This window comes from Demequina subtropica, from assembly GCF_000971235.1.
Taxonomy (GTDB): domain Bacteria; phylum Actinomycetota; class Actinomycetes; order Actinomycetales; family Demequinaceae; genus Demequina; species Demequina subtropica.
Genome location: NZ_BBMB01000011.1, coordinates 48,320 through 67,802 on the forward strand (window position 1 = coordinate 48,320; position 19,483 = coordinate 67,802).

The 19,483-nt window shown below is 72.1% G+C and carries 21 protein-coding genes; 15 read left to right on the forward strand and 6 right to left on the reverse strand.

All coding sequences use genetic code 11. The features are described from left to right. The 12 genes from AOM06_RS09890 (at nt 1) to AOM06_RS09945 (ending at nt 12,808) form a co-directional block, all read left to right on the forward strand. A complete protein-coding gene (locus tag AOM06_RS09890; protein ID WP_062305329.1) occupies nt 1-522 on the forward strand; it encodes an FHA domain-containing protein FhaB/FipA in 522 nt (173 codons plus the stop codon). After that, nucleotides 522-1,721, forward strand: coding sequence for a PP2C family protein-serine/threonine phosphatase (locus tag AOM06_RS09895; protein WP_062305332.1), 1,200 nt, complete (start codon nt 522-524; stop codon nt 1,719-1,721). The genes AOM06_RS09890 and AOM06_RS09895 overlap by 1 nt, the downstream gene beginning before the upstream one ends. Continuing rightward, the gene (locus AOM06_RS09900; protein ID WP_062305335.1) at nt 1,721-3,064 is read left to right on the forward strand and encodes an FtsW/RodA/SpoVE family cell cycle protein; all 1,344 of its coding nucleotides are present in this window, start codon (nt 1,721-1,723) and stop codon (nt 3,062-3,064) included. The genes AOM06_RS09895 and AOM06_RS09900 overlap by 1 nt, the downstream gene beginning before the upstream one ends. Beyond that, on the forward strand, nt 3,061-4,524 hold the full coding sequence (locus AOM06_RS09905; RefSeq protein ID WP_062305338.1) for a peptidoglycan D,D-transpeptidase FtsI family protein: 1,464 nt from the start codon (nt 3,061-3,063) through the stop codon (nt 4,522-4,524). Before AOM06_RS09900 ends, AOM06_RS09905 begins: the two co-directional genes overlap by 4 nt. Before the next feature lies 1 nt (nt 4,525). Then, nucleotides 4,526-5,482: a serine/threonine-protein kinase gene (locus AOM06_RS09910; RefSeq protein ID WP_062305340.1), complete on the forward strand. Its 957-nt coding sequence runs from the start codon at nt 4,526-4,528 to the stop codon at nt 5,480-5,482. A gap of 44 nt (nt 5,483-5,526) precedes the next feature. Next, complete coding sequence (pknB, locus tag AOM06_RS09915) at nt 5,527-7,671, forward strand: Stk1 family PASTA domain-containing Ser/Thr kinase (RefSeq protein WP_082105486.1); 2,145 nt, start codon at nt 5,527-5,529, stop codon at nt 7,669-7,671. Between the two features lie 69 nt (nt 7,672-7,740). Further along, nucleotides 7,741-8,823 carry a polyprenyl synthetase family protein gene (locus AOM06_RS09920; protein ID WP_082105487.1) on the forward strand — a complete coding sequence of 361 codons (1,083 nt, stop codon included), beginning with the start codon at nt 7,741-7,743 and terminating at the stop codon, nt 8,821-8,823. After that, a complete protein-coding gene (locus AOM06_RS09925) occupies nt 8,820-9,704 on the forward strand; it encodes a phytoene/squalene synthase family protein (protein WP_062305346.1) in 885 nt (294 codons plus the stop codon). Before AOM06_RS09920 ends, AOM06_RS09925 begins: the two co-directional genes overlap by 4 nt. Further along, nucleotides 9,701-11,317, forward strand: a complete 1,617-nt coding sequence (gene crtI / locus AOM06_RS09930) for a phytoene desaturase family protein (RefSeq protein ID WP_062305349.1) — start codon at nt 9,701-9,703, stop codon at nt 11,315-11,317. The genes AOM06_RS09925 and crtI overlap by 4 nt, the downstream gene beginning before the upstream one ends. Beyond that, on the forward strand, nt 11,314-11,631 hold the full coding sequence (locus AOM06_RS09935; RefSeq protein ID WP_082105488.1) for a lycopene cyclase domain-containing protein: 318 nt from the start codon (nt 11,314-11,316) through the stop codon (nt 11,629-11,631). Before crtI ends, AOM06_RS09935 begins: the two co-directional genes overlap by 4 nt. Then, the gene (locus tag AOM06_RS09940) at nt 11,628-11,930 is read left to right on the forward strand and encodes a lycopene cyclase domain-containing protein (protein ID WP_062305351.1); all 303 of its coding nucleotides are present in this window, start codon (nt 11,628-11,630) and stop codon (nt 11,928-11,930) included. The genes AOM06_RS09935 and AOM06_RS09940 overlap by 4 nt, the downstream gene beginning before the upstream one ends. Then, nucleotides 11,930-12,808, forward strand: a complete 879-nt coding sequence (locus AOM06_RS09945; protein ID WP_062305354.1) for a prenyltransferase — start codon at nt 11,930-11,932, stop codon at nt 12,806-12,808. The genes AOM06_RS09940 and AOM06_RS09945 overlap by 1 nt, the downstream gene beginning before the upstream one ends. On the opposite strand, the gene AOM06_RS09950 is transcribed toward AOM06_RS09945, so the two are convergent. Next, on the reverse strand, nt 12,805-13,248 hold the full coding sequence (locus tag AOM06_RS09950) for a MarR family winged helix-turn-helix transcriptional regulator (RefSeq protein WP_062305357.1): 444 nt from the start codon (nt 13,246-13,248) through the stop codon (nt 12,805-12,807). The two genes, AOM06_RS09945 and AOM06_RS09950, sit on opposite strands and share 4 nt — an antisense overlap. A 91-nt stretch (nt 13,249-13,339) precedes the next feature. Between AOM06_RS09950 and AOM06_RS09955 the strand changes: the two genes are divergently transcribed. After that, on the forward strand, nt 13,340-14,650 hold the full coding sequence (locus AOM06_RS09955) for a multidrug effflux MFS transporter (RefSeq protein ID WP_082105489.1): 1,311 nt from the start codon (nt 13,340-13,342) through the stop codon (nt 14,648-14,650). Here AOM06_RS09955 and AOM06_RS09960 read toward each other — a convergent pair. From AOM06_RS09960 to AOM06_RS09965, 3 genes are read right to left on the reverse strand one after another with little or no spacing between them, the layout of a single operon-like run. After that, nucleotides 14,628-15,254, reverse strand: a complete 627-nt coding sequence (locus tag AOM06_RS09960; RefSeq protein WP_062305359.1) for an aminodeoxychorismate/anthranilate synthase component II — start codon at nt 15,252-15,254, stop codon at nt 14,628-14,630. The two genes, AOM06_RS09955 and AOM06_RS09960, sit on opposite strands and share 23 nt — an antisense overlap. Then, a complete protein-coding gene (locus AOM06_RS14775) occupies nt 15,251-15,418 on the reverse strand; it encodes a hypothetical protein (RefSeq protein WP_156163670.1) in 168 nt (55 codons plus the stop codon). The genes AOM06_RS09960 and AOM06_RS14775 overlap by 4 nt, the downstream gene beginning before the upstream one ends. Then, nucleotides 15,415-16,224: a class E sortase gene (locus AOM06_RS09965; RefSeq protein ID WP_062306006.1), complete on the reverse strand. Its 810-nt coding sequence runs from the start codon at nt 16,222-16,224 to the stop codon at nt 15,415-15,417. The genes AOM06_RS14775 and AOM06_RS09965 overlap by 4 nt, the downstream gene beginning before the upstream one ends. A gap of 120 nt (nt 16,225-16,344) precedes the next feature. Here AOM06_RS09965 and AOM06_RS09970 point away from each other — a divergent pair, with 120 nt between their 5' ends. Further along, nucleotides 16,345-16,593 carry a cell division protein CrgA gene (locus tag AOM06_RS09970; RefSeq protein WP_082096848.1) on the forward strand — a complete coding sequence of 83 codons (249 nt, stop codon included), beginning with the start codon at nt 16,345-16,347 and terminating at the stop codon, nt 16,591-16,593. Between the two features lie 486 nt (nt 16,594-17,079). Here AOM06_RS09970 and AOM06_RS09975 read toward each other — a convergent pair whose 3' ends face one another. After that, on the reverse strand, nt 17,080-17,862 hold the full coding sequence (locus AOM06_RS09975; protein ID WP_062305361.1) for a rhomboid family intramembrane serine protease: 783 nt from the start codon (nt 17,860-17,862) through the stop codon (nt 17,080-17,082). Nucleotides 17,863-17,868: 6 nt separating this feature from the next. Beyond that, a complete protein-coding gene (locus AOM06_RS09980; RefSeq protein ID WP_062305364.1) occupies nt 17,869-18,408 on the reverse strand; it encodes a peptidylprolyl isomerase in 540 nt (179 codons plus the stop codon). A gap of 129 nt (nt 18,409-18,537) precedes the next feature. Between AOM06_RS09980 and AOM06_RS09985 the strand changes: the two genes are divergently transcribed. Continuing rightward, nucleotides 18,538-19,434: a hypothetical protein gene (locus AOM06_RS09985; protein WP_062305366.1), complete on the forward strand. Its 897-nt coding sequence runs from the start codon at nt 18,538-18,540 to the stop codon at nt 19,432-19,434. Nucleotides 19,435-19,483 lie beyond the last annotated feature (49 nt).

Here is a 19,483-nt window from a genome sequence, read left to right on the forward strand (position 1 = left end):
GTGAGCCAGCTGTCGATCACCCTGCTGCGCATGGGCTTCCTCGTGCTGCTGTGGGCGCTCGTGCTGTCCGCGATCGCGGTGCTGCGCGCCGATCTCTACGGCACGCGCATCACCGCGCGTGGGCGCGGACGCGAGTCGCGCCGGGACACGGAGGCGCGCGCGGAGAAGACCGCGTCGCCGAGCCGCGCGGCCACGGGCATCCGCACGGGGTCCATCTCGACACGCGAGCCCTCGGCCGGCCACCTGGCCGTCACCGGGGGGCCGCTCAAGGGCACCACCATCCCGCTCGGCGGCGCGCCGATCCTGGTCGGACGCGCGAGCACGTGCACGCTCGTGATCGACGACGACTACTGCTCCGCCAAGCACTGCCGCATCTATCTCGAGGGGGATCGCTGGATGGTCGAGGACCTGGGCTCCACGAACGGCACCTTCCTGGGCAACCAGAAGGTCACCGACCCGGTGCCGTTCCGCACCGGCGACGTGGTGCGCATCGGCGCGACGGCCCTGGAGCTGCGCGGCTGATGTACCTCGGGATCCATTTCGCCGCGCGCTCCGACGTCGGCCTCGTGCGCGCCAACAACCAGGACTCCGGGTTCGCCGGCCCGCACCTCCTCGCGGTCGCCGACGGCATGGGCGGCGCCGCCGGCGGCGACATCGCCTCGTCCATCGCGATCGCACGGCTCGCCGCGCTCGAGGGCGAGGCGCACGGACCGGACGACGCCCTCGACGAGCTCAAGACCGCCATCTCCGATGCGCACGCCCAGATCGTCGAGCGCGCGCGGAACGATCCGGAGCTCTCGGGGCTGGGCACCACCGTGACCGCGCTCCTGCGCTCGGGCTCGACGCTGTCGATGGCGCACATCGGCGACTCCCGCGCCTACCTGCTGCGCGGCGGCGACCTCGAGCAGGTGACCACGGACCACTCGTTCGTCCAGCACCTCGTCGACACCGGCCGCCTCTCGGTCGCGGATGCCGAGCACCATCCCAAGCGGTCGATGCTGCTGCGCGTCCTCGGCGACATCGACGCGGACGTGCCGGTCGACATCTCGGTGCGCGAGACGCACCCCGGGGACCGGTGGCTGCTGTGCTCCGACGGCCTGTCCGGCGTGGTGAGCAAGGAGACGATGCGCACCACGATGCTCGAGGTCGAGGACCCGGGCGACTGCGCGGACGCGCTCGTCGGGCTCGCGCTCGCCGCGGGCGCCCCCGACAACGTCACGTGCATCGTCGGGGACATCGTCGACATCGACACCGCGCCCGACGGGGTGGGCCCGTCGACCACCTCGCAGATCGTCGGATCGGCGGCACGCGACCGCCGCAAGCCGTCCGCCGGCGGAGACTCCCCCGCGGGCAAGGCCGCGCGCCTCGCCGCGCGCGAGGAGCCGGACGACGACGACGAGCCGTCGCGCGACCGCTGGTCGCGCGTGCGGCCATGGATCCTCCCGGTCGTCGCGCTGCTCGTGATCGCGGGCGCCGCGTGGGGCGGCTACTGGTGGTCGCAGCAGCAGTACTACGTGGGCGAGAACGAGGGCTTCGTCACGGTGTACCGCGGCATCCCCGAGTCGGTCGGCACCGTGTCCCTCTCGCACGTGGTCGAGCAGACGGGCGTTCCCCTCGACGAGCTCGAGCCCTACCAGCGCGAACGGGTGCTCGACGCCATCCGGGTGCGCAGCCTGGACGAGGCCGCCGAGGTGGTGCTCGGGCTCGAGACGGGGGCCTAGTGGCGACCGTCGCGGACGTCAAGGTCCGCACCGGCAGGCGGAGCGAGCTGGGCCTGCTGGGCCTCGCGGTCGCGGTCGCCGTGCTCGCGCGCGGGCTCGTCGACTACCACGCGGACTTCCTCGAGCTCGACGAGCTCGCGCTCTACGCCGCCGCATGGTGCGGCGTCGCGCTCGTCATCCACCTCGCGATCCGCCGGTGGGCGCCGTTCGCGGACCCCGTCCTCGTGCCGGCGGTGCTCGCGCTCAACGGCATCGGCCTCGCGATGATCCGACGCATCGACTTCGCGTACGCGAACCGCGGACGCGACACGGACTTCGGCCAGGTCCAGGAGGTCTGGACCATCCTGGGGATCGTCCTGGCCCTGCTGGTGATCCTGCTGCTGCGCGACTACCGCCTGCTCCGGCGCTTCACCTACACCGCGGGCGTGCTCGGGCTCATCGGCCTGCTGCTGCCGCTCGTGCCGGGGCTGGGCACGGAGATCAACGGCGCGAAGATCTGGATCTCGGTGTTCGGACGCTCGCTCCAGCCCGCCGAGTTCGCCAAGATCGCGTTCGTCGTCTTCTTCGCGGGCTTCCTGGTCACCAACCGCGACACGCTCGCGCTCGCCGGGCCCAAGGTTCTCGGCATGCGCTTCCCGCGCCCGCGCGACATGGGCCCGCTCGCGCTCGTGTGGGTCGCGGCGATGCTCGTCCAGATCTACGAACGCGACCTGGGCACCTCGCTGCTGCTCTTCGGGATCTTCGTCGCGATGCTCTACGTCGCGACCGAGCGTCTCAGCTGGGTGCTCGTCGGCCTCGGGATGTTCGGCTTCGGCGCCGTCCTCGCGGGCACGCTGTTCAGCCATGTGCAGGTGCGGTACACGGCGTGGCTGCACGCGCTCGACCGCGAGGTGTACAGCTCGGGCACCAGCGAGCAGCTGGTGCGTGGGCTCTTCGGGATGGCGAACGGCGGTCTCTTCGGCACCGGGCTCGGCGAGGGCCGCCCCGACCTGGTGCCGTACGCCGAGTCCGACTTCATCGTCGCGTCGCTCGGCGAGGAGCTGGGGCTCACGGGGCTCATGGCGATCCTCACCCTGTACGTCATCATCGTGCAGCGCGCGATGCGGACCGCGATCGGCACCCGCCACGGCTTCGGGAAGCTGCTCGCCGCGGGCCTGGGCTTCGCGATCGCCCTCCAGGTGTTCATCGTGGTCGGCGGCGTCACGCGCGTCATCCCGCTCACGGGCCTCACCACGCCGTTCCTCGCGTACGGCGGCTCCTCCATGCTCGCGAACTGGATGATCATCGGGCTCCTGCTGCGCCTGTCCGATCAGGCGCGCAGGCCCGAGGAGGTGGCCGCGTGAACGAACCCGTCCGCCGCCTCTCCGTGGTGGTGCTGGCGCTCTTCCTCACCCTCATGGTCGCGGCGTCCTACATCCAGGTCATCGCCGCGGGCGACCTCAACGCCGACGCGCGCAACGTCCGCACGCTCTACCGCGAGTACGGCACGTTCCGCGGGCCCATCGTGGTCGACGGCGAGTCGGTCGTGTGGTCCTCGCCGGTCGACGACTCGTTCAACTACCAGCGCACCTACGCCGACGGCCCGCTGTACGCGGCGGCGACCGGCTACTACTCCATCGTCTACGGGCGCACCGCGATCGAGCAGACGGAGAACGACCTGCTGTCGGGCACCGCGGACTCGCTGTTCTGGACGCGCCTGTCCAACCTCGTCTCAGGCGAGACGCAGCGGGGCGCGAGCGTCGAGCTGACGCTCGATGCGCAGGTCCAGGAGGCGGCCGCGGCCGCGCTCGGGGACGATGCCGGCGCCGTGGTCGCGCTCGACCCTCGCACGGGCGAGGTGCTCGCCATGGTGACGAGCCCGACGTACGACCCGGCGACGCTCGCGGGCCACAACAGCAGCGTGGTCAACGAGAACTACCAGGCGCTGCTCGCGCAGGAGGACGGCCCGCTCGTCAACCGCGCGATCGCGGGCGACCTCTACCCGCCGGGCTCGACGTTCAAGCTCATCGTCGCCGCGGCCGCGCTCGACTCGGGCTACGACGCCGACACCGAGCTCTATGCGCCCGATGAGCTCGACCTGCCGCTGTCCTCGAGGACGCTCGGCAACTACGGCGGGGAGTCGTGCTCCGCGAACGAGCGCCAGACGCTCGCGGACTCGCTGGCGATGAGCTGCAACACGTCGTTCGCGAACCTCGGGATGCAGCTGGGCTGGAACGTGGTCGCGCGCAAGGCCGCGGAGTTCGGCTGGGGCGAGCAGCTGTCGATCCCGCTCGCGGTCACCCCGTCGGTGCTTCCCGACGATCCGGACGAGGCGCAGACCGCGATGGCCTCCATCGGCCAGTTCGACGACCGCGCGACGCCGCTGCAGATGGCGATGGTCGCCGCCGGCATCGCGAACGACGGCGTGCTCATGACGCCCTACCTGGTCGACTCGGTGCGCGACGCGAACCTCCGCCTCGTGGAGGAGAGCGAGCCCGAGGAGCTGTCGACGCCCATGACGCGCGCGGACGCGAACGAGCTCACGGACATGATGGTCCAGGTGGTCGAGTCCGGGACCGGCAAGGCCGCGCAGATCTCCGGCGTCCAGGTCGCCGGCAAGACGGGGACGGCGGAGACCGGGACCGGCGAGGGTCCGCACGCCTGGTTCGTGGGCTTCGCCCCGGCCGACGACCCGGTCGTCGCGGTCGCGGTGCTCGTGGAGCACGGCGGCTCGACGCAGGCCGAGGCCACGGGCGGCAAGGTCGCCGCGCCGATCGCCCGCGCCGTCATGGAGGCCGCCATCGCGGCCGAGGGAGGCAGCTGACATGGCGATCCACGCGGGGACCACCCTGGCCGGACGGTACGTGCTGCGATCGCTGCTCGCGGTCGGCGGCATGGGCGAGGTCTGGCGCGGCACCGACACGGACCTCGACCGCGAGATCGCGATCAAGCTCCTCAAGGACGGCGCGGCGGAGAACGAGACGTTCCTCAAGCGCTTCCGCAACGAGGCGAAGAACGCCGCGGGGCTGCTGCACTCGAACATCGCGCAGGTCTTCGACTTCGGCGAGCACGACGGCACGCCCTACATCGTCATGGAGCTCGTCGAGGGCGAGCCGCTGTCGACCATCCTCGAGCGCGAGCGCACGATCGACGAGGCCCGGCTCGTGACCATCCTGCGCCACACGTGCCGCGGCCTCGATGCCGCCCACGCCGCCGGGATCATGCACCGCGACGTCAAGCCCGGCAACCTGCTGGTCCAGGAGGGCGACCGGGTCAAGATCACGGACTTCGGCGTGAGCCGTGGGACCGATCAGACCACCCTCACCGCGACCGGCATGGTCATGGGCACCGCGCAGTACCTCGCGCCCGAGCTCGCGCTCGGGAAGCCGGCCACCCCGGCGTCCGACATCTACGCGCTCGGCATCATCGCGTTCGAGGCCGTCGCGGGCAAGCGGCCGTTCACGGCCGCGAGCGCGGTCGACATCGCGATCGCGCAGGTCAACGAGCCGGTGCCCCCGCTGCCGGTCGGCGTCTCCCCCGCGCTCGCCGCGCTGATCCTGCGGCTGCTCGACAAGAACCCGCGTCGCCGCCCCGGCTCGGCGCTCGAGCTCGACCGGATCCTCGCGGAGCTCGAGCTGGTCGAGCCGGGATCGGGGGCGAAGGCCCCGCTCGACCTGGCGCTCCCGGCCTCCCCGCCGCGACGAGCGATGCCGCCGAGCATCGCGCCACGGGAGTACCGGCCGCGCCCGGACGTCGAACGTCGCAGGCACAGGCCCCGGTAGATGGAAGAATGGCCCCCAGCACGTAGGACCACGAAGGACGTTTCATGAACCAAGAGCCGAAGATCCTCGCCGGAAGGTACGAGGTCGGCGACCTCATCGGCCGCGGAGGCATGGCGGAGGTGCACGTCGGCTACGACACGCGCCTGGGCCGGACCGTCGCGATCAAGATCCTCCGGGCCGACCTCGCGCGCGACCCGTCCTTCCAGACGCGCTTCCGGCGCGAGGCCCAGGCCGCCGCCGGTCTCAACCACCCCAGCATCGTCGCCGTGTACGACACGGGCGAGGACAGCATCGTCAACGCGGACGGCAACCCGCAGGCGGTGCCGTTCATCGTCATGGAGTACGTCGAGGGCCACACCGTCCGCGAGATCCTCAAGGGCGACGTCGCGGCGCCGATCGACGAGGCCGTCGAGATCACCGCCGGCGTGCTGGCCGCGCTCGACTACTCGCACCACGCGGGACTGGTCCACCGCGACATCAAGCCCGCCAACATCATGCTCACCCCCACGGGCGCCGTGAAGGTGATGGACTTCGGGATCGCGCGCGCGCTCGCCGACTCGGGCCAGACGATGACCCAGACGCAGGCCGTGGTGGGCACCGCGCAGTACCTGTCCCCCGAGCAGGCGCGCGGCGAGAACGTCGACGCGCGCTCGGACCTCTACTCGACCGGCTGCGTGCTGTTCGAGCTGCTGACGGGCCGCCCGCCGTTCATCGGCGACTCGCCCGTGTCGGTCGCGTACCAGCACGTGCGGGAGCCCGCGCCGCGCCCGTCGGAGTTCGCCTCCGACGTCCCGGAGGAGCTCGACCGGGTGGTGCTGCGCGCGCTCACCAAGAACCGTGACGAGCGCTACGCGAGCGCACAGGAGTTCCTCGCGGACCTGCGCTCCGTCATGTCGGGTGAGCCCGTCTCCCCGTCCACGGGTGCGATCGCGCTCGGCTCCGCGGCGCTGGGCGCCGGCGCCGCCGGTGTCGCGGCCGCCGCGCTGGGCGACGGCGCGGAGTCCGACGCCACCGAGGTCATGCCCGAGCCGACGCTCGGCGGTGAGACCGCCGTGATGCCCGGGGCCAACCCGTGGGCCACCGTCGACCAGCCGGGCTCCTTCGAGCCCGCCACCGGGGGGATCGACACCCTGGAGGAGGACGAGGAGGATCCCGCAGCCGCGCGTCGCAAGAAGATCATCCAGTGGTCCGTGCTCGGCGCCGCGGCGGCCGCCGCGATCCTGCTCATCCTCGCGCTGTGGATGATGACCCGCGACAACGGGTCCATCGCCGAGCCGAGCCCGAGCGCCTCGGCGACCGTGAACATCCCCGACCTCGAGGGCATGACGCGCGACGAGGCCCAGGCGGAGCTCGACGCGCGAGGGCTGCTCGCGAGCTTCGACACCGAGCCTTCCGAGGACATCGAGATCGACTTGGTGACGCGCACCGATCCCGAGGTCGGGCGCGACGTCGAGGAGGGCTCGACCGTCACGGTCTACCTGTCGACGGGGCCGGACATCGTCGCGGTCCCGGACGTCCGCGGGATGGCCAAGGAGGACGCCATCCAGGAGCTCGAGGACTTCGGCCTCCGCGTGGTCGCGACCGACATCGAGAACGATGCGGCGTTCGCCGCCGACTTCGCCACGCGCACGGACCCCGCCGCCGGCGAGGAGGTGGGCGCGAACTCCACCGTCACCCTGTACCTGTCCTCGGGCAAGGTCGACCTGCCGGACCTCACCGGGAAGACCGTCTCCGAGGCCCGCAAGATCCTGGGCGACCTCAACCTCGTGGCGGACGAGTCCACCGAGGAGACCTCGGACGTGGCCGAGGGCACCGTCCTGCGGCAGGACCCGGGCGAGGGCGTGGTGGAGCGCGGCTCCACCGTCTCGATCGTGGTCGCGGAGGCGCCGTCCACGGTCGCGGTACCGGACGTGGTGGGCAAGTCGGAGGCTGCCGGACGCTCGGACATCGAGAACGCGGACCTCGTGGTGGGCGACGTCACGGTCGACACCGTGCCGGACGCCGCCTTCGACGGCATCATCAAGTCGACCAACCCGAACGGCGGCACCCAGGTGGCGCCGGGCACGGTGGTGAACATCGTGGTCGGCTGCCCGGTCACCACGGTCTCCATCCCGGACCCGAACTTCACGGCGGACCCGGACGACCCGGACGCCGAGGTGCCGATGATCGACCAGCTGCAGTGCCGCTGATCCACCGATCACGCTGACACGGGGCCCCGCGGGAACAATCCGCGGGGCCCCGCTGTCTATGCTGGCGTGATGACGCCAGTGGGCACCGCCGAGCAGGTGCATGAGTTCGTGGACCAGGGACTTCCCCTGGTGAGGGACGCGCTCGACGCGCATGTCGCGCGCGCCCAGCAGGAGCTTCCCGCCGGCGGCCCCGACTACCGGGACCTGTGGACATCGGTCGGTGCGCTGCAGCTCGGGGGCAAGAGCCTGCGCCCGCAGCTCACGCTCGCCGGGTACGCGGGGCTCGGCGGGGACGATGCGCGGGCCGTGGCGCCCGTCGCGGCCGCCATGGAGATGCTCCACACCGCGATGCTCATCCATGACGACCTGCTCGACGGCGACGAGGTCCGGCGCGGCCGGCCCAACGTCGCGGGCACGCGGCGCGCGGCGATCGCCGGGTCCGGTCTCACGGCCGCCCAGGTCGAGGCGCACGTCCAGGCCGCGGCGGTCCTCGGTGGCGACCTCGCGCTGTCGTCGTCGTACGACCTCATCGCGGGCGCCGACATCCCGGCGCACCACCGCATCGCCTGCCTCCAGCTGGTCACGCGCGCGGTGCGGACCACCATCGGTGGCGAGCTGCGCGACATGTACGCGGACGCGGGCGCCCCGGCCGCCGCGGAGCCGCTGGTGATCGCGGAGCTCAAGACCGCGACGTACTCGGTCGTGGTGCCACTCCTCGCGGGTGCGCAGCTCGCGGGCGCGGACCCCACGATGGTCACCCACCTCGAACGGCTCGGCACCGCGCTGGGCCTGAGCTTCCAGCTGGTGGACGACGACCTGGGGGTGTTCGGCGACCCCGCCGTCACCGGCAAGTCGGTGCTGTCCGACCTCCGCGCCGGCAAGCGCACCGAGCTGCTGCGGCTGGGCCTCGAGCGGGCCGACGCCGCGGATCGAGCGGTCCTCGCGTCGCTCGTGGGCGACCCCGGGCTCGACGAGGAGGGCGCGGCACGCGTGCGCGAGGTGCTGGTGGCCTCGGGCGCGCGCGAGAGGGCGCTGCGGACCGCGGATGCGCAGGCGCGCATCGCCCGGCGCATCGCCTACGAGCGCATCCCCGCGCCGCTGTCGGGCTACCTGGTCGAGCTGATCGACGGCCTCGCGGAGCGCCGCTCGTGAGCCGACGCCGCCATCACGACGACGCGACCACGTCGCGCGCGCTCTACGACGAGGCCGCCTGTGCCGCCGCGGCCCAGGTGATCGCGCGCTACTCGACCTCCTTCGGGCTCGGGACGCGGCTGCTGCGCCACGAGGAGCGCGCGCACGTGCGCAGCGTCTACGCCATGGTCCGGGTCGCCGACGAGCTCGTGGACACCTACCGGGGGCCGGACGCCGGCGCGCTCCTCGACGGCTTCGAGGCCGAGGTCCACGGCGCGATGGACCGCGGCTACAGCGCGGACCTCGTGGCGCATGCGTTCGGCCTGACCGCGCGGGCGGTCGGCATCACGCGCGAGCAGACCGAGCCGTTCTTCGCCGCGATGCGGATGGACCTGGTGCGCACGGTCCACGACGAGGACTCGCTCGCGCGCTACATCCACGGCTCCGCCGAGGTGGTGGGGGAGATGTGCCTCGCGGTCTTCGTCAACACGGGTCAGGGCCCGCGCCCTCTCGACCCCGCGGTGCGCGAGGGCGCACGCCGGCTGGGCGCGGCGTATCAGAAGGTCAACTTTCTGCGCGACCTCGGGGCCGATGAGCACCAGCTGGGCCGCCTCTATCTCCCGGGGGTGTCAGCCGCCGCGCTCGACCAGGCGCGCCTCGCGGCGGTGGTCGACGAGTGCCGCGCCGACATGCGCGCCGCCGCCGCGGTGCTCGACGCGCTGCCCCGGCGCGCCCGCGCCGCGGTCGGCACCACGCTCGACATCTACGCACGCCTGCTCGACCAGGTCGCGAGCACCCCGCCACGCGAGCTCGCGACCAGGCGTGTGCGCGTCGCGAATCCCGTCAAGGCCGCGCTCGCCGCGCGCAACCTGGCGGGGCTCCACGGGAGGCTGGCCGCATGAGCGGGCCGCGGATCGTCATCGTGGGCGGTGGGGTCTCGGGACTCGCGACCGCGGGACTGCTCGCGCGCGGCGGCGCGGACGTGGTCCTCGTCGAGCGCCAGGGCGAGCTCGGCGGGCGCATGGGACGCCTGGAGATCGCAGGGCACACGTTCGACACGGGCCCGACGTGGTACCTCATGCACGAGGCCTTCGCGCAGTGGTTCGGGCTCATGGGCCGCGACGTCGAGGACGAGCTCGAGCTCGTGGACCTCGACCCGCGCTACCGCGTCCTGTTCGAGGGCGAGGAGCCCTGGGGGCCGGCCGAGGTCCTCGACGTCTCGGCGGATCCCGAGGAGAACTGGCGGCGCTTCGACGCGATCGCGCCCGGCGAGGGTGAGGCGATGCGCGCCTACGCGAAGGACGCGGAGGAGCTCTACCGCATCGCGTTGGACCGCTTCCTCTACACCACGTACGCGAAGCCCCTCGAGGTCGCGGATCGCACCGTGCTGCGGCGCCTGCCGACGCTCGCGGGCCTGCTGTCGCGCTCGCTGGGCTCGCGCATCGCCTCGCGCATCCGCGATCCGCGCCTGCGCCAGGTGCTCGGCTTCCACGCGGTGTTCCTCGGCTCGTCGCCCGACCGCGCGCCCGCGCTGTTCTCCCTCATGAGCCACCTCGACCTGGGCGAGGGCGTGCGGTACCCGCGCGGCGGGATGCACGCGGTGATCGAGGCGATCGCGCGCGTCGCGCGCGCGGAGGGCGCGGAGCTCCGGACGTCCGCGCCGGTCGAGCAGATCGTGGTGGATGACGCGGGCTTCGCCACGGGCGTGCGGCTCGAGTCCGGCGAGGTCCTGCGCGCGGACGTCGTGGTGGCGGCCGCGGACCTCCATCACGTCGAGACCGCGCTGGTCCCGGAGCGTTGGCGCAGCCACCCCGCGAAGAGCTGGAAGCGGCGCAGCCCCGGCGTGAGCACGCTGCTGGTGCTCGCGGAGGTCGACGGCGAGGTGCCCGAGCTCGCGCACCACACGCTCCTGTTCACGCGCGACTGGGACGCGAACTTCACGGCGCTCCGGGACGGCGACCTGCCTCCCGTGCCGGCGTCGGTCTACGTCGCAAGACCGGGTGCGACCGATCCGTCGGTCTCGCCGCCGGGCAAGGACGCGCTGTTCCTGCTGGTGCCGTTCCCGGCGGACGCGACCTTGGGCGCCACGCCCGAGTCCCGCGCCGAGCTGGTCGCGATGGGGCGGCGCTACCTCACCCAGGTGGGGGCGTGGGCGGGCGCTCCCGACCTCGCCGAGCGTTCCACCGTGCTCCAGGTGATCACGCCTGCGGACTTCGAGGCGCGCTTCGGGGCCTGGCGCGGCGGCGCGCTGGGCCTCGAGCACACGCTCATGCAGACCGCGGTGATGCGGCCCTCAAACGTCTCGTCGAAGGTCCCGAACCTGCTGTACGCGGGCGCCTCGACCGTCCCCGGGATCGGGGTGCCGCTGTGCCTGATCTCCGCGGAGCTCGTGGCCAAGCGCCTCCTCGGCGCGGTGGACGCGGCCCCGCTGCCCACGCCCGCGCCGCCGGGCTTCCTCGCGCGCTCGCGCGACCGCGGCGTGCTGGGCAACCTCGCGCGGCGGGCCCGCGCGTGAGCGGATCCGCCTACCTGGCCGCGCTGCTGGTGTCCCTGGGCGGCCTCGGCATGATCGACCGGCGGTACCGGCTCGCAGTGTTCGACCGTCCGCGCGCCGCGCTCGTCACCGTCGCCGCCACCGTGGGGCTCCTGCTCCTGTGGGACCTGGTCGGCGTGGGGCTCGGCGTCTTCTTCGTCGGGCCGTCGGCGTGGCTCACCGGCATCCGCATCGCGCCCGAGGTGCCGCTCGAGGAGCCCGTGTTCCTCACGCTGCTCGCCTACCAGACGCTGCTGGTGTGGCGCTGGCTGGACCGACGGGAGCGCCCCGCGTGACCTACGTCGTCCTCTCCGTCGCGGTGCTCGCCGTGCTCGCCTCGGCGACCCTGCCCACGCTCCGCCGCCTCCCGCATCGTCCCCTCCTGCTGACGGCGCTCATCATCGTCGCGCTCACCGCGGTGTTCGACCCCCTGATCGTGGCGGCGGGCATCGTCGACTACGACGAGGCGCTGATCTCGGGCGTGCGTGTGGCCGGCGCACCGATCGAGGACGTCGCCTACGCGCTCGGCACGGTCATGCTGGTCCCGACCCTCTGGACCCTCCTCGCCGCCCCCGGTCGGGACGAGGAGGGCTGATGATCCGTTCCCTCCTCAAGGCCTCGCGCCCCGTCTCATGGATCAACACCGCCTTCCCCTTCGCCGCCGCGTACCTGCTCGCGACCCACGCGGTCGATGCGGTCCTGGTGGTCGGCACGCTCTTCTTCCTCATCCCGTACAACCTGCTGATGTACGGCATCAACGACGTCTTCGACCACGAGTCCGACCTCGCCAACCCCCGCAAGGGCGGCGTCGAGGGCGACGTGATCCGCGACCGCGACCAGGCCCGACGCGTGCATCGGGCGATCCTGTGGGCCTGCGCGGTCACGGTGATGCCGCCGGTCGTGTGGCTGCTCGCGCAGGGCTCGCTCGCGGCCGGCGTCACGCTCGTGCTGGTGCTGGCCGGCGTGCTCGCGTACTCGGTGCCGGGCCTGCGCTTCAAGGAGCGGCCCTTCCTCGACTCGCTCACGTCCGCGCTGCACTTCGCCGGCCCGCTGCTCTACGCGCTCGTGCTCGCCGACCAACCGCTGCTCGCGCGCACCACGTGGCCTGTCTGGGCCGCGTTCATCCTGTGGGGCATGGCCAGCCACGCGTTCGGCGCGGTGCAGGACGTGCGCGCGGACCGGATCGGCGGCATCGCGTCGGTCGCGACCGTCATCGGCGCTCGCGCGACCGTGTGGCTCTCGATCGGCCTCTATGGCGCATCGTCCCTGGTGCTGCTCGCGCTGCCGTGGCCCGCGACCACCGCCGCGCTGCTCCCGGTCGCCTATGTCGCGTCCGTCGCGAGGTTCGTCGGCGTCACCGACGAGACCTGCGAGGACGCGAACCGTGGCTGGCGCACGTTCCTCTGGCTCAACCAGCCGGTCGGCTTCGCGGTGACGATGCTGGTGATCGGCGCGTGGAAGGGCTGGGGCTAGCGCCGCATCCCCTCGTCGAGGCGCCCCAGCACCGCGGCCACGTCGGCCGCGGCCCCGACGTCTATGCCCATCGCGTCGCGGATCCGGGACGCCCAGAAGGCGCGCAGCCTCGCGATCCCCTCATCCGCGAGCGGCGTCGCGTGCAGGACGGCATGACGATGGTCGTCCGGATCAGGCTCCCGGCTCACCAGCCCCTTGCCCTCGAGGCTCCGCAGCGCGACCGAGAGGTTGGGCCGCTTGAGCCCCGTGGCCTCAGCCGCCGCGCTGGGCGAGGTTCCCGGGTTGCGGTGGATCCACCGCAGCACGGCAGTCTCCGTGCCGGTGAGGGGCACCACGTCGACGCCCGCGCCCGCGGCGTGCGGGTCGAGCTCGCGCGCGATCCGCAGGATGCACTCGGCGAGCTCCGCGAGGTCGCGATCCTCGAGGGACGTGTCGGGCATGCGATCGAGGCTACAACCGGGCGGTGCGATCGACGGAACCCCGCGCCATCGGTTATGATTTCATAATCACCCCGCCCCGAGAGGATCACCCATGCCCGCTGCGCCGGACACCGCCACCGTCGCGAACCCCACGACCGCCGCTCCTCGGCCCGCCTCGGCCGCCCCCGCATCGTCCGGCCTGTCGGCAGGCGAGGGGATCACCGCGGCCCTGCTCGGCGTGCTCGGGCTCCTCTCCGCGATCGCCCCGCTCGCGACGGACCTCTACCTGCCGGCGTTCCCGCAGATGGCACAGGACCTCACGACGGGCGCCACCTCCATCCAGCTCACGCTCACCGCCTTCCTGCTCGGCGTCACCGCAGGCCAGCTCGTCTTCGGGCCGCTCTCGGACCGGTTCGGCCGCATGCCCCCGCTCATCGCGGGCGCCGCCCTCATGGTGGTCGCAGGCATCGCGACGGTGGCCGCGCCGACCGTGGGGGTGCTCGTGGCCGCCCGCCTGCTCCAGGGCCTCGGCGGCGCCGCGGGCATGGTCATCGGTCGCGCGATCATCTCCGACCGGGCCACGGGCACGGCCGCGGCGAGCGCCTTCAGCCTCATGATGATCGTCGGCGGTGTCGCCCCGGTGATCGCGCCGGTCCTCGGCGGCGTGCTGGTGGAGCCGCTCGGCTGGCGGGGCATCCTGGGCATCGTGGTGGCGCTCTCCGTCGTCATGCTGGTCGCGATCCTCGCGGTCGTCCGCGAGTCCTACCCCGCGTCGCGTCGCGTCGCGGACCGCGCCGAGCGCCTCGCCTCGGGCTCGCCGTTGCGCGCGCTGCGCTCGCGCCGCTTCCTCGGCTACTCCGCGACCTTCGCGTTCTCCTTCGCCGTGATGATGGCCTACATCTCCGCCTCACCCTTCCTCTACCAGGACATGATGGGCCTCGACGAGACGGCCTACGGGCTCGCCTTCGGCGCCAACGCGCTCGGCCTCATGGTGGTGAGCGGCGCCTCCGCCAAGCTGGCCACGACGCACGACGTCCGACGGCTCCTGGCGATCGGCATCGGCCTCACCCTGGCCGCCTCGCTGGCGGTCGGCCTGCTGGTGGCGTTCGCCGCTCCGACGGGCTGGCTCGCGCTCCCGCTGTTCGTCGCGGTCTCGAGCCTGGGCCTGGTGTTCGGCAACGCGACGGCGCTGGCGCTCGGGGCCGTGCCCCTCGCCGCCGGCGTGGGCTCCGCCGTGCTCGGCGCCTTCCAGTTCGGCCTCGCGGCGCTCGTGTCCCCGCTCGTGAGCATCGGCGGCGCCACCGCCGCACCGCTGGCGATCACCATGGTGGCGTGCGCGGGGATCGCCGCGATCGCCTTGGCGCTCGCCCCGCGCGCAGCCGACGCGTCGCCGGCGCCGGCTAGCGTCGCACGAGCGGGCTGAGCCCCGCGGAGCGCCCCTCGGGATCGGGCATCCCGCACACCTCGAGCCAGTTGGCGAGCAGGCGGTGCCCGCCCTCCGTCAGCACGGACTCGGGATGGAACTGGACGCCGTGCAGCGGGAGCTCCTTGTGCTGGAGCCCCATGATGATGCCGTTGGCGGTCGAGGCCGTCACCTCGAGGTCGTCGGTCACCGTCGGGTTCTCGACCGCGAGCGAGTGGTAGCGCGTCGCCGTGAAGGGCGACGGCAGGCCGTCCATCACCGAGCCCCCGACATGCGTGACCGAGGACGTCTTGCCGTGCATGAGCTCCGGCGCGTGCGAGACCACGCCGCCGTAGACCTCTGCGAGCGCCTGATGGCCCAGGCAGATGCCCAGCATCGGCGTGCCCGTCTCGGCGCAGGTGCGGATGACGTCCATCGACGCGCCGGCCTCGGCCGGCGTCCCGGGCCCGGGGGAGATGAGCACGCCGTCGTAGGCGGAGATGTCCCCGGCCTCCGCCACCGCGTCGTTCCTCACCACCACGGTCTCCGCGCCCATCTGGCGCAGGTAGCCCACGATCGTGTAGACGAACGAGTCGTAGTTGTCGACCACAAGGATGCGGGTCACGGCACGGCCTCCACGTTCTGGTCCTGGATGTCGAAGGTCACCGAGAACCACGGGTAGACCCAGTGGAACAGCGCGGCGACGATCGCGAGGATGAGGGCGATCAGGAGGATCACCCGCAACCATGCGGGGCCGGGCAGGACGTTCCAGACGGCGGGGAAGATCATGGCTGCGGGATCTCCTCGAGGATCTCGGGCGGGACGCCGTTGCCGGTGGGCGCCCAGTACTCGAGCTCGCCGTGCACGATGTACCGCTCGGCTGCGGAGAACATCGGGTGGCACGTGGTGAGCGTGATGTACTGCGCGTCCGCTGCCGCCGTCGGGTCGTACGGGTTGGGCGCGATCACCTCGACCTGCGTCGGTTGGACGATCAGGTCGTCGGTCATGCGGTAGACGTACCAGGCCTCCTCCGTCTGCACCACGAGCGCGTCGCCGTCCTGCAGCTCCGCGATCCGGTTGAAGGGCTTGCCGTACGTGGTCCGGTGCGCGCTGATGGCGAAGTTGCCGACCGCTCCCGGCATGCCGGTGTCGGGATAGTGGCCGATCCCGAGCACGTCGAGGATCTCGGTGCGCGTGACGCCCTCGGAGATGGGCTTGACGTAGTCCGTGCCCCAGCGCGGGACGTAGAAGGTGGCGAACGTCTCCCCGAACGCGGGCTCGTCCATGACGGGCGCGGTGTCGGGGGACAGGTGCAGCTCGGCCGGGATGACCAGCGGGCCCTCGTCGGCGCCCTCGCCCGCGGTGATGGGACCGGTGTAGGCCCAGTCGAGGCCGTCGACCACCTCGGCCTGCTCACGGTCCGCGACGATGTCGGTGTAGAACAGCTGCCACAGCACGTACAGGCCGATGACCGCGCCCGCGATGATGCACAGCTCGCCGATGAGCGAGATCAGGCGCGTGCCGATGCTCGGCCGGCGCGGCGGCTCGGGTGCCGGCGCGCCCGGCTGCGTGGGGACCTCCACCGATGTGGGCATGATCGCCCAGCCTACGGGAGCGCGCATCGTGCGGGAATCCCGTGCTCGGCACAGCGCTCGGTACCCTTATGCCTGAGCACCGCGCGCGTGCGCGGTCACAGCAGAGCGACGGAGTGTGCAGTGGCAAGGTCGAAGAAGCGCGACGAGAACGTCTACAAGGCCCCCCGGAACCTGGGCAAGCCCCAGTCCGACAACCCCAAGTGGCTGCTGCCCACCGCGCTCACGCTGCTGGTGGCGGGTCCCGTGTGGATCGTCGTGTACTACACCGCCAAGGGTCAGTACCCGATCCCCGGCATCGGCGACATGAACCTCATCGTGGGCTTCGTGCTGATGGCGACGGGCATGGGCCTGCTCACCCGCTGGAAGTAGGAATCACACGCCTGTAGTTCTCCCCAGATTCCTCCACAGCGGTGGAGAAAAACACACCGGTGTAGTTATCCCCGGTTGTGGATTGAGGTGGGGATAACTACACGGATGTCATTCACATCTGTGGATGAGTGTGGGGAAACCGGGGGTTCGCGCCGTACTTCTCCACAGGTTCGGCCTGTGGATGGACTGGGGACGATGCGGGGTCCAGGCCTGTGGGGGAACCCGGGTGAGCCCCACGCCCACCCCTTCCCGAAGTGGTACGTCATGGTCGGTTCCTGAAGGTTCTCGCCTCACAGTGGTGGCTGATGGTCGCCGCCGGCCAGGCGCGCCGATGCGCCCGACAACCAGCAACCACTGCCGCGCGGCGATCTCTCAGATCCGACAACCAGCCACCATTTCCGCAGGCTGGGGACGCGCTCGGGTGGCGCGAGCCGGGACAGCACGAAGGCCCCGCCGCGGATGCGACGGGGCCTCGACGAGGGACGGCTACGCGGGCCTGCGCTCCACCCAGTGGAGCATCGCGAGCATCGTGAGCGCGCCGGCGACGGCGCCGCCCAGGTGCCCCTGCCACGAGATGTTGGGGATCACGAAGCCGAGCACCAGCCAGAGGCCCGCCGTGGTGAGCAGCGAACGGTAGTCGAGCCTGAGCTTCGAGAGCACCACGGCGTAGGCGGCGATGAGCCCGAAGATCGCGCCCGAGGCGCCGCCGTGCAGCGCGACGGACGGGGCGATCAGCGTCGCGACGAGCGAGCCGCCGAGCAGCGACGCGAGGTAGAGCGCCGCGAACCTCACGCGGCCGAGGATCGGCTCGAGCTGCGTGCCGAACTGGAACAGCACCAGCATGTTCATGCCGAGGTGGAGCAGTCCGAAGTGCACGAAGCCGGAGGAGATCCACCGGTACCACTCGTCGCCCACGTTGGAGTACATCGCGAGCTCCGCGGGGCTGAGGCCCGTCCACAGACCCCAGGCGTCCTGCCACGTCGCGGTGCCCATGGCGACCGTGCCGTAGACGTAGGCCAGCACGTTGAGCGCGATGAGCCCGTACGTGACGTAGGGCGTCCCGTAGGCGCTGGTGAACCCGAGCCGGTTGACGATCGGCCGGCGCTGCGACGCCGCCTCGCGCACGCAGTCGACGCACTGGATGCCGACCGATGCGGGGCGCTGGCACTCGGGGCAGGCGGGACGTCCGCAGCGCTGGCAGCGGACGTAGGACACCCGGTCCGGGTGGCGCGGGCACGTGGGCGCCGCGGCACCCGGATCGGATGTCATCGGGTCTTACTCGGCGATGGTGATGCCGGTGATCATGACGTCCTCGAGGGGACGGTCACGGCCATCGGTGGGCGTGGTCGCGATCTTGTCGACCACGGCGCGCGACGCGTCGTCGGCGACCTTGCCGAAGATCGTGTGCTTGCCGTTGAGCCAGCTCGGCTTGTCCACGGTGATGAAGAACTGCGAACCGTTGGTGCCGCCCGGGCGGCCGGTGATCGGGTTGAGACGCTGACCCGCGTTCGCCATCGCGAGCAGGTAGGGCTCGTCGAAGCGGAGCTCGGGGTGGATCTCGTCGTCGAAGTTGTAGCCCGGGCCGCCGGTGCCCGTGCCGAGCGGGCAGCCGCCCTGGATCATGAAGCCGTTGATGACGCGGTGGAACACCAGGCCGTCGTAGAACGGGTCGTTGGACTTCTCGCCGGTCGCGGGGTTCTTCCACTCCTTCTCGCCGGTGGCGAGGCCCACGAAGTTCTTCACTGTCACGGGCGCGTGGTCGGGGTACAGCTCGATGTTGATGTCCCCGGCGGTGGTCTGAAGAGTTGCGATCATGCCCGCTATTGTTCCATGCCCCTCGCCTCGACGCGCCTCAAGTGGCACGATGGACGGAACAGCCTTCTGCCTGGGGACGTTGCCCCCCGACAAGGGGGCGAAGTCCCCACGGACCAGGAGGAGCGCAGCATGAGCAAGGTGACTTTCCAGGGCTTCGACGCCGACAAGGCGCGCGATCAGGCGGCCGATGCGGCGAAGGCGGCGCAGGAGGCCGCCCGCGAGGCCTCGGTCGCCGCGCGGAAGGCCGCGAAGCGCGCCAAGGAGTGGGCGGGGCCGCAGATGGAGCACGCGAAGGAGTGGGCCGGGCCCAAGGTCCAGGAGGCCTACCACTCGGGTGCGCGCAAGGCGTCGCCCTACGTGAAGAAGGCCGGCTCCAAGGCCTCCGAGTGGACCGACGTCGCGCACGCCGCGATCGTCGGCGCGGCCATCCCGGCCGTGATCGCCGCGATCGAGGACGCCGCGCACGAGGAGCCGGAGCCCAAGTCGGGCCGCTCGTGGGGCAAGGTGCTGGTGCCGCTCGCGCTGGCCGCCGCGGCCGGCGCGGCCGTCGTCGTCTGGGCGCGTCGCGACCAGGGACGCGACGCCTGGGCCGGCGAGGACGAGGAGTGGGAGTTCGCCGCCGAGGGCGACCTCAAGGACCAGGTGCGCCGCAACGTCAACAAGGCCGTGGACGCCGCGGCCGATGCCGCGAAGAAGGCCGCGGACGCCGCGAGCGCTGCCGCCGCGGCCGCCGCCGAGGTCATCACCGAGAAGGCCGGTCCCGCGTTCACGCAGGTCAAGGACACCGCCGTCACCGAGGCCAAGAAGGTCGCCGAGGTGGCCGGTCCCGCGTTCACGCAGGTCAAGGACACCGCCGTCACCGAGGTCAAGAAGGTCAAGGAGGCGGCCGACGAGGCCCGCTCCCGCGCCGCGGACGGCGTCGTGTCGACCATCGACGACGCGGGCGACGTCTGGGAGGACGCCGTCGAGGAGCTCGGCGAGCAGATCGACGACCTCAAGGACGAGTACAAGGCCGACGACAAGTAGGCGCACGCGAAGCGGGGCCCGGCCGGATGGCCGGGCCCCGCTTCCATGT

Bases quoted from the DNA above. Each gene is read 5' to 3' on its own strand.
- pknB (WP_082105486.1), top strand. From the start codon at position 5,527: ATGAACCAAGAGCCGAAGATCCTCGCCGGAAGGTACGAGGTCGGCGAC.
- AOM06_RS09895 (WP_062305332.1), top strand. From the start codon at position 522: ATGTACCTCGGGATCCATTTCGCCGCGCGCTCCGACGTCGGCCTCGTG.
- AOM06_RS09975 (WP_062305361.1), bottom strand. From the start codon at position 17,862: ATGACATCCGATCCGGGTGCCGCGGCGCCCACGTGCCCGCGCCACCCG.
- crtI (WP_062305349.1), top strand. From the start codon at position 9,701: ATGAGCGGGCCGCGGATCGTCATCGTGGGCGGTGGGGTCTCGGGACTC.
- AOM06_RS09965 (WP_062306006.1), bottom strand. From the start codon at position 16,224: ATGCCCACATCGGTGGAGGTCCCCACGCAGCCGGGCGCGCCGGCACCC.
- AOM06_RS09980 (WP_062305364.1), bottom strand. From the start codon at position 18,408: ATGATCGCAACTCTTCAGACCACCGCCGGGGACATCAACATCGAGCTG.
- AOM06_RS09985 (WP_062305366.1), top strand. From the start codon at position 18,538: ATGAGCAAGGTGACTTTCCAGGGCTTCGACGCCGACAAGGCGCGCGAT.
- AOM06_RS09910 (WP_062305340.1), top strand. From the start codon at position 4,526: ATGGCGATCCACGCGGGGACCACCCTGGCCGGACGGTACGTGCTGCGA.
- AOM06_RS09950 (WP_062305357.1), bottom strand. From the start codon at position 13,248: ATGCCCGACACGTCCCTCGAGGATCGCGACCTCGCGGAGCTCGCCGAG.
- AOM06_RS09955 (WP_082105489.1), top strand. From the start codon at position 13,340: ATGCCCGCTGCGCCGGACACCGCCACCGTCGCGAACCCCACGACCGCC.
- AOM06_RS09945 (WP_062305354.1), top strand. From the start codon at position 11,930: ATGATCCGTTCCCTCCTCAAGGCCTCGCGCCCCGTCTCATGGATCAAC.
- AOM06_RS14775 (WP_156163670.1), bottom strand. From the start codon at position 15,418: ATGATCTTCCCCGCCGTCTGGAACGTCCTGCCCGGCCCCGCATGGTTG.
- AOM06_RS09920 (WP_082105487.1), top strand. From the start codon at position 7,741: ATGACGCCAGTGGGCACCGCCGAGCAGGTGCATGAGTTCGTGGACCAG.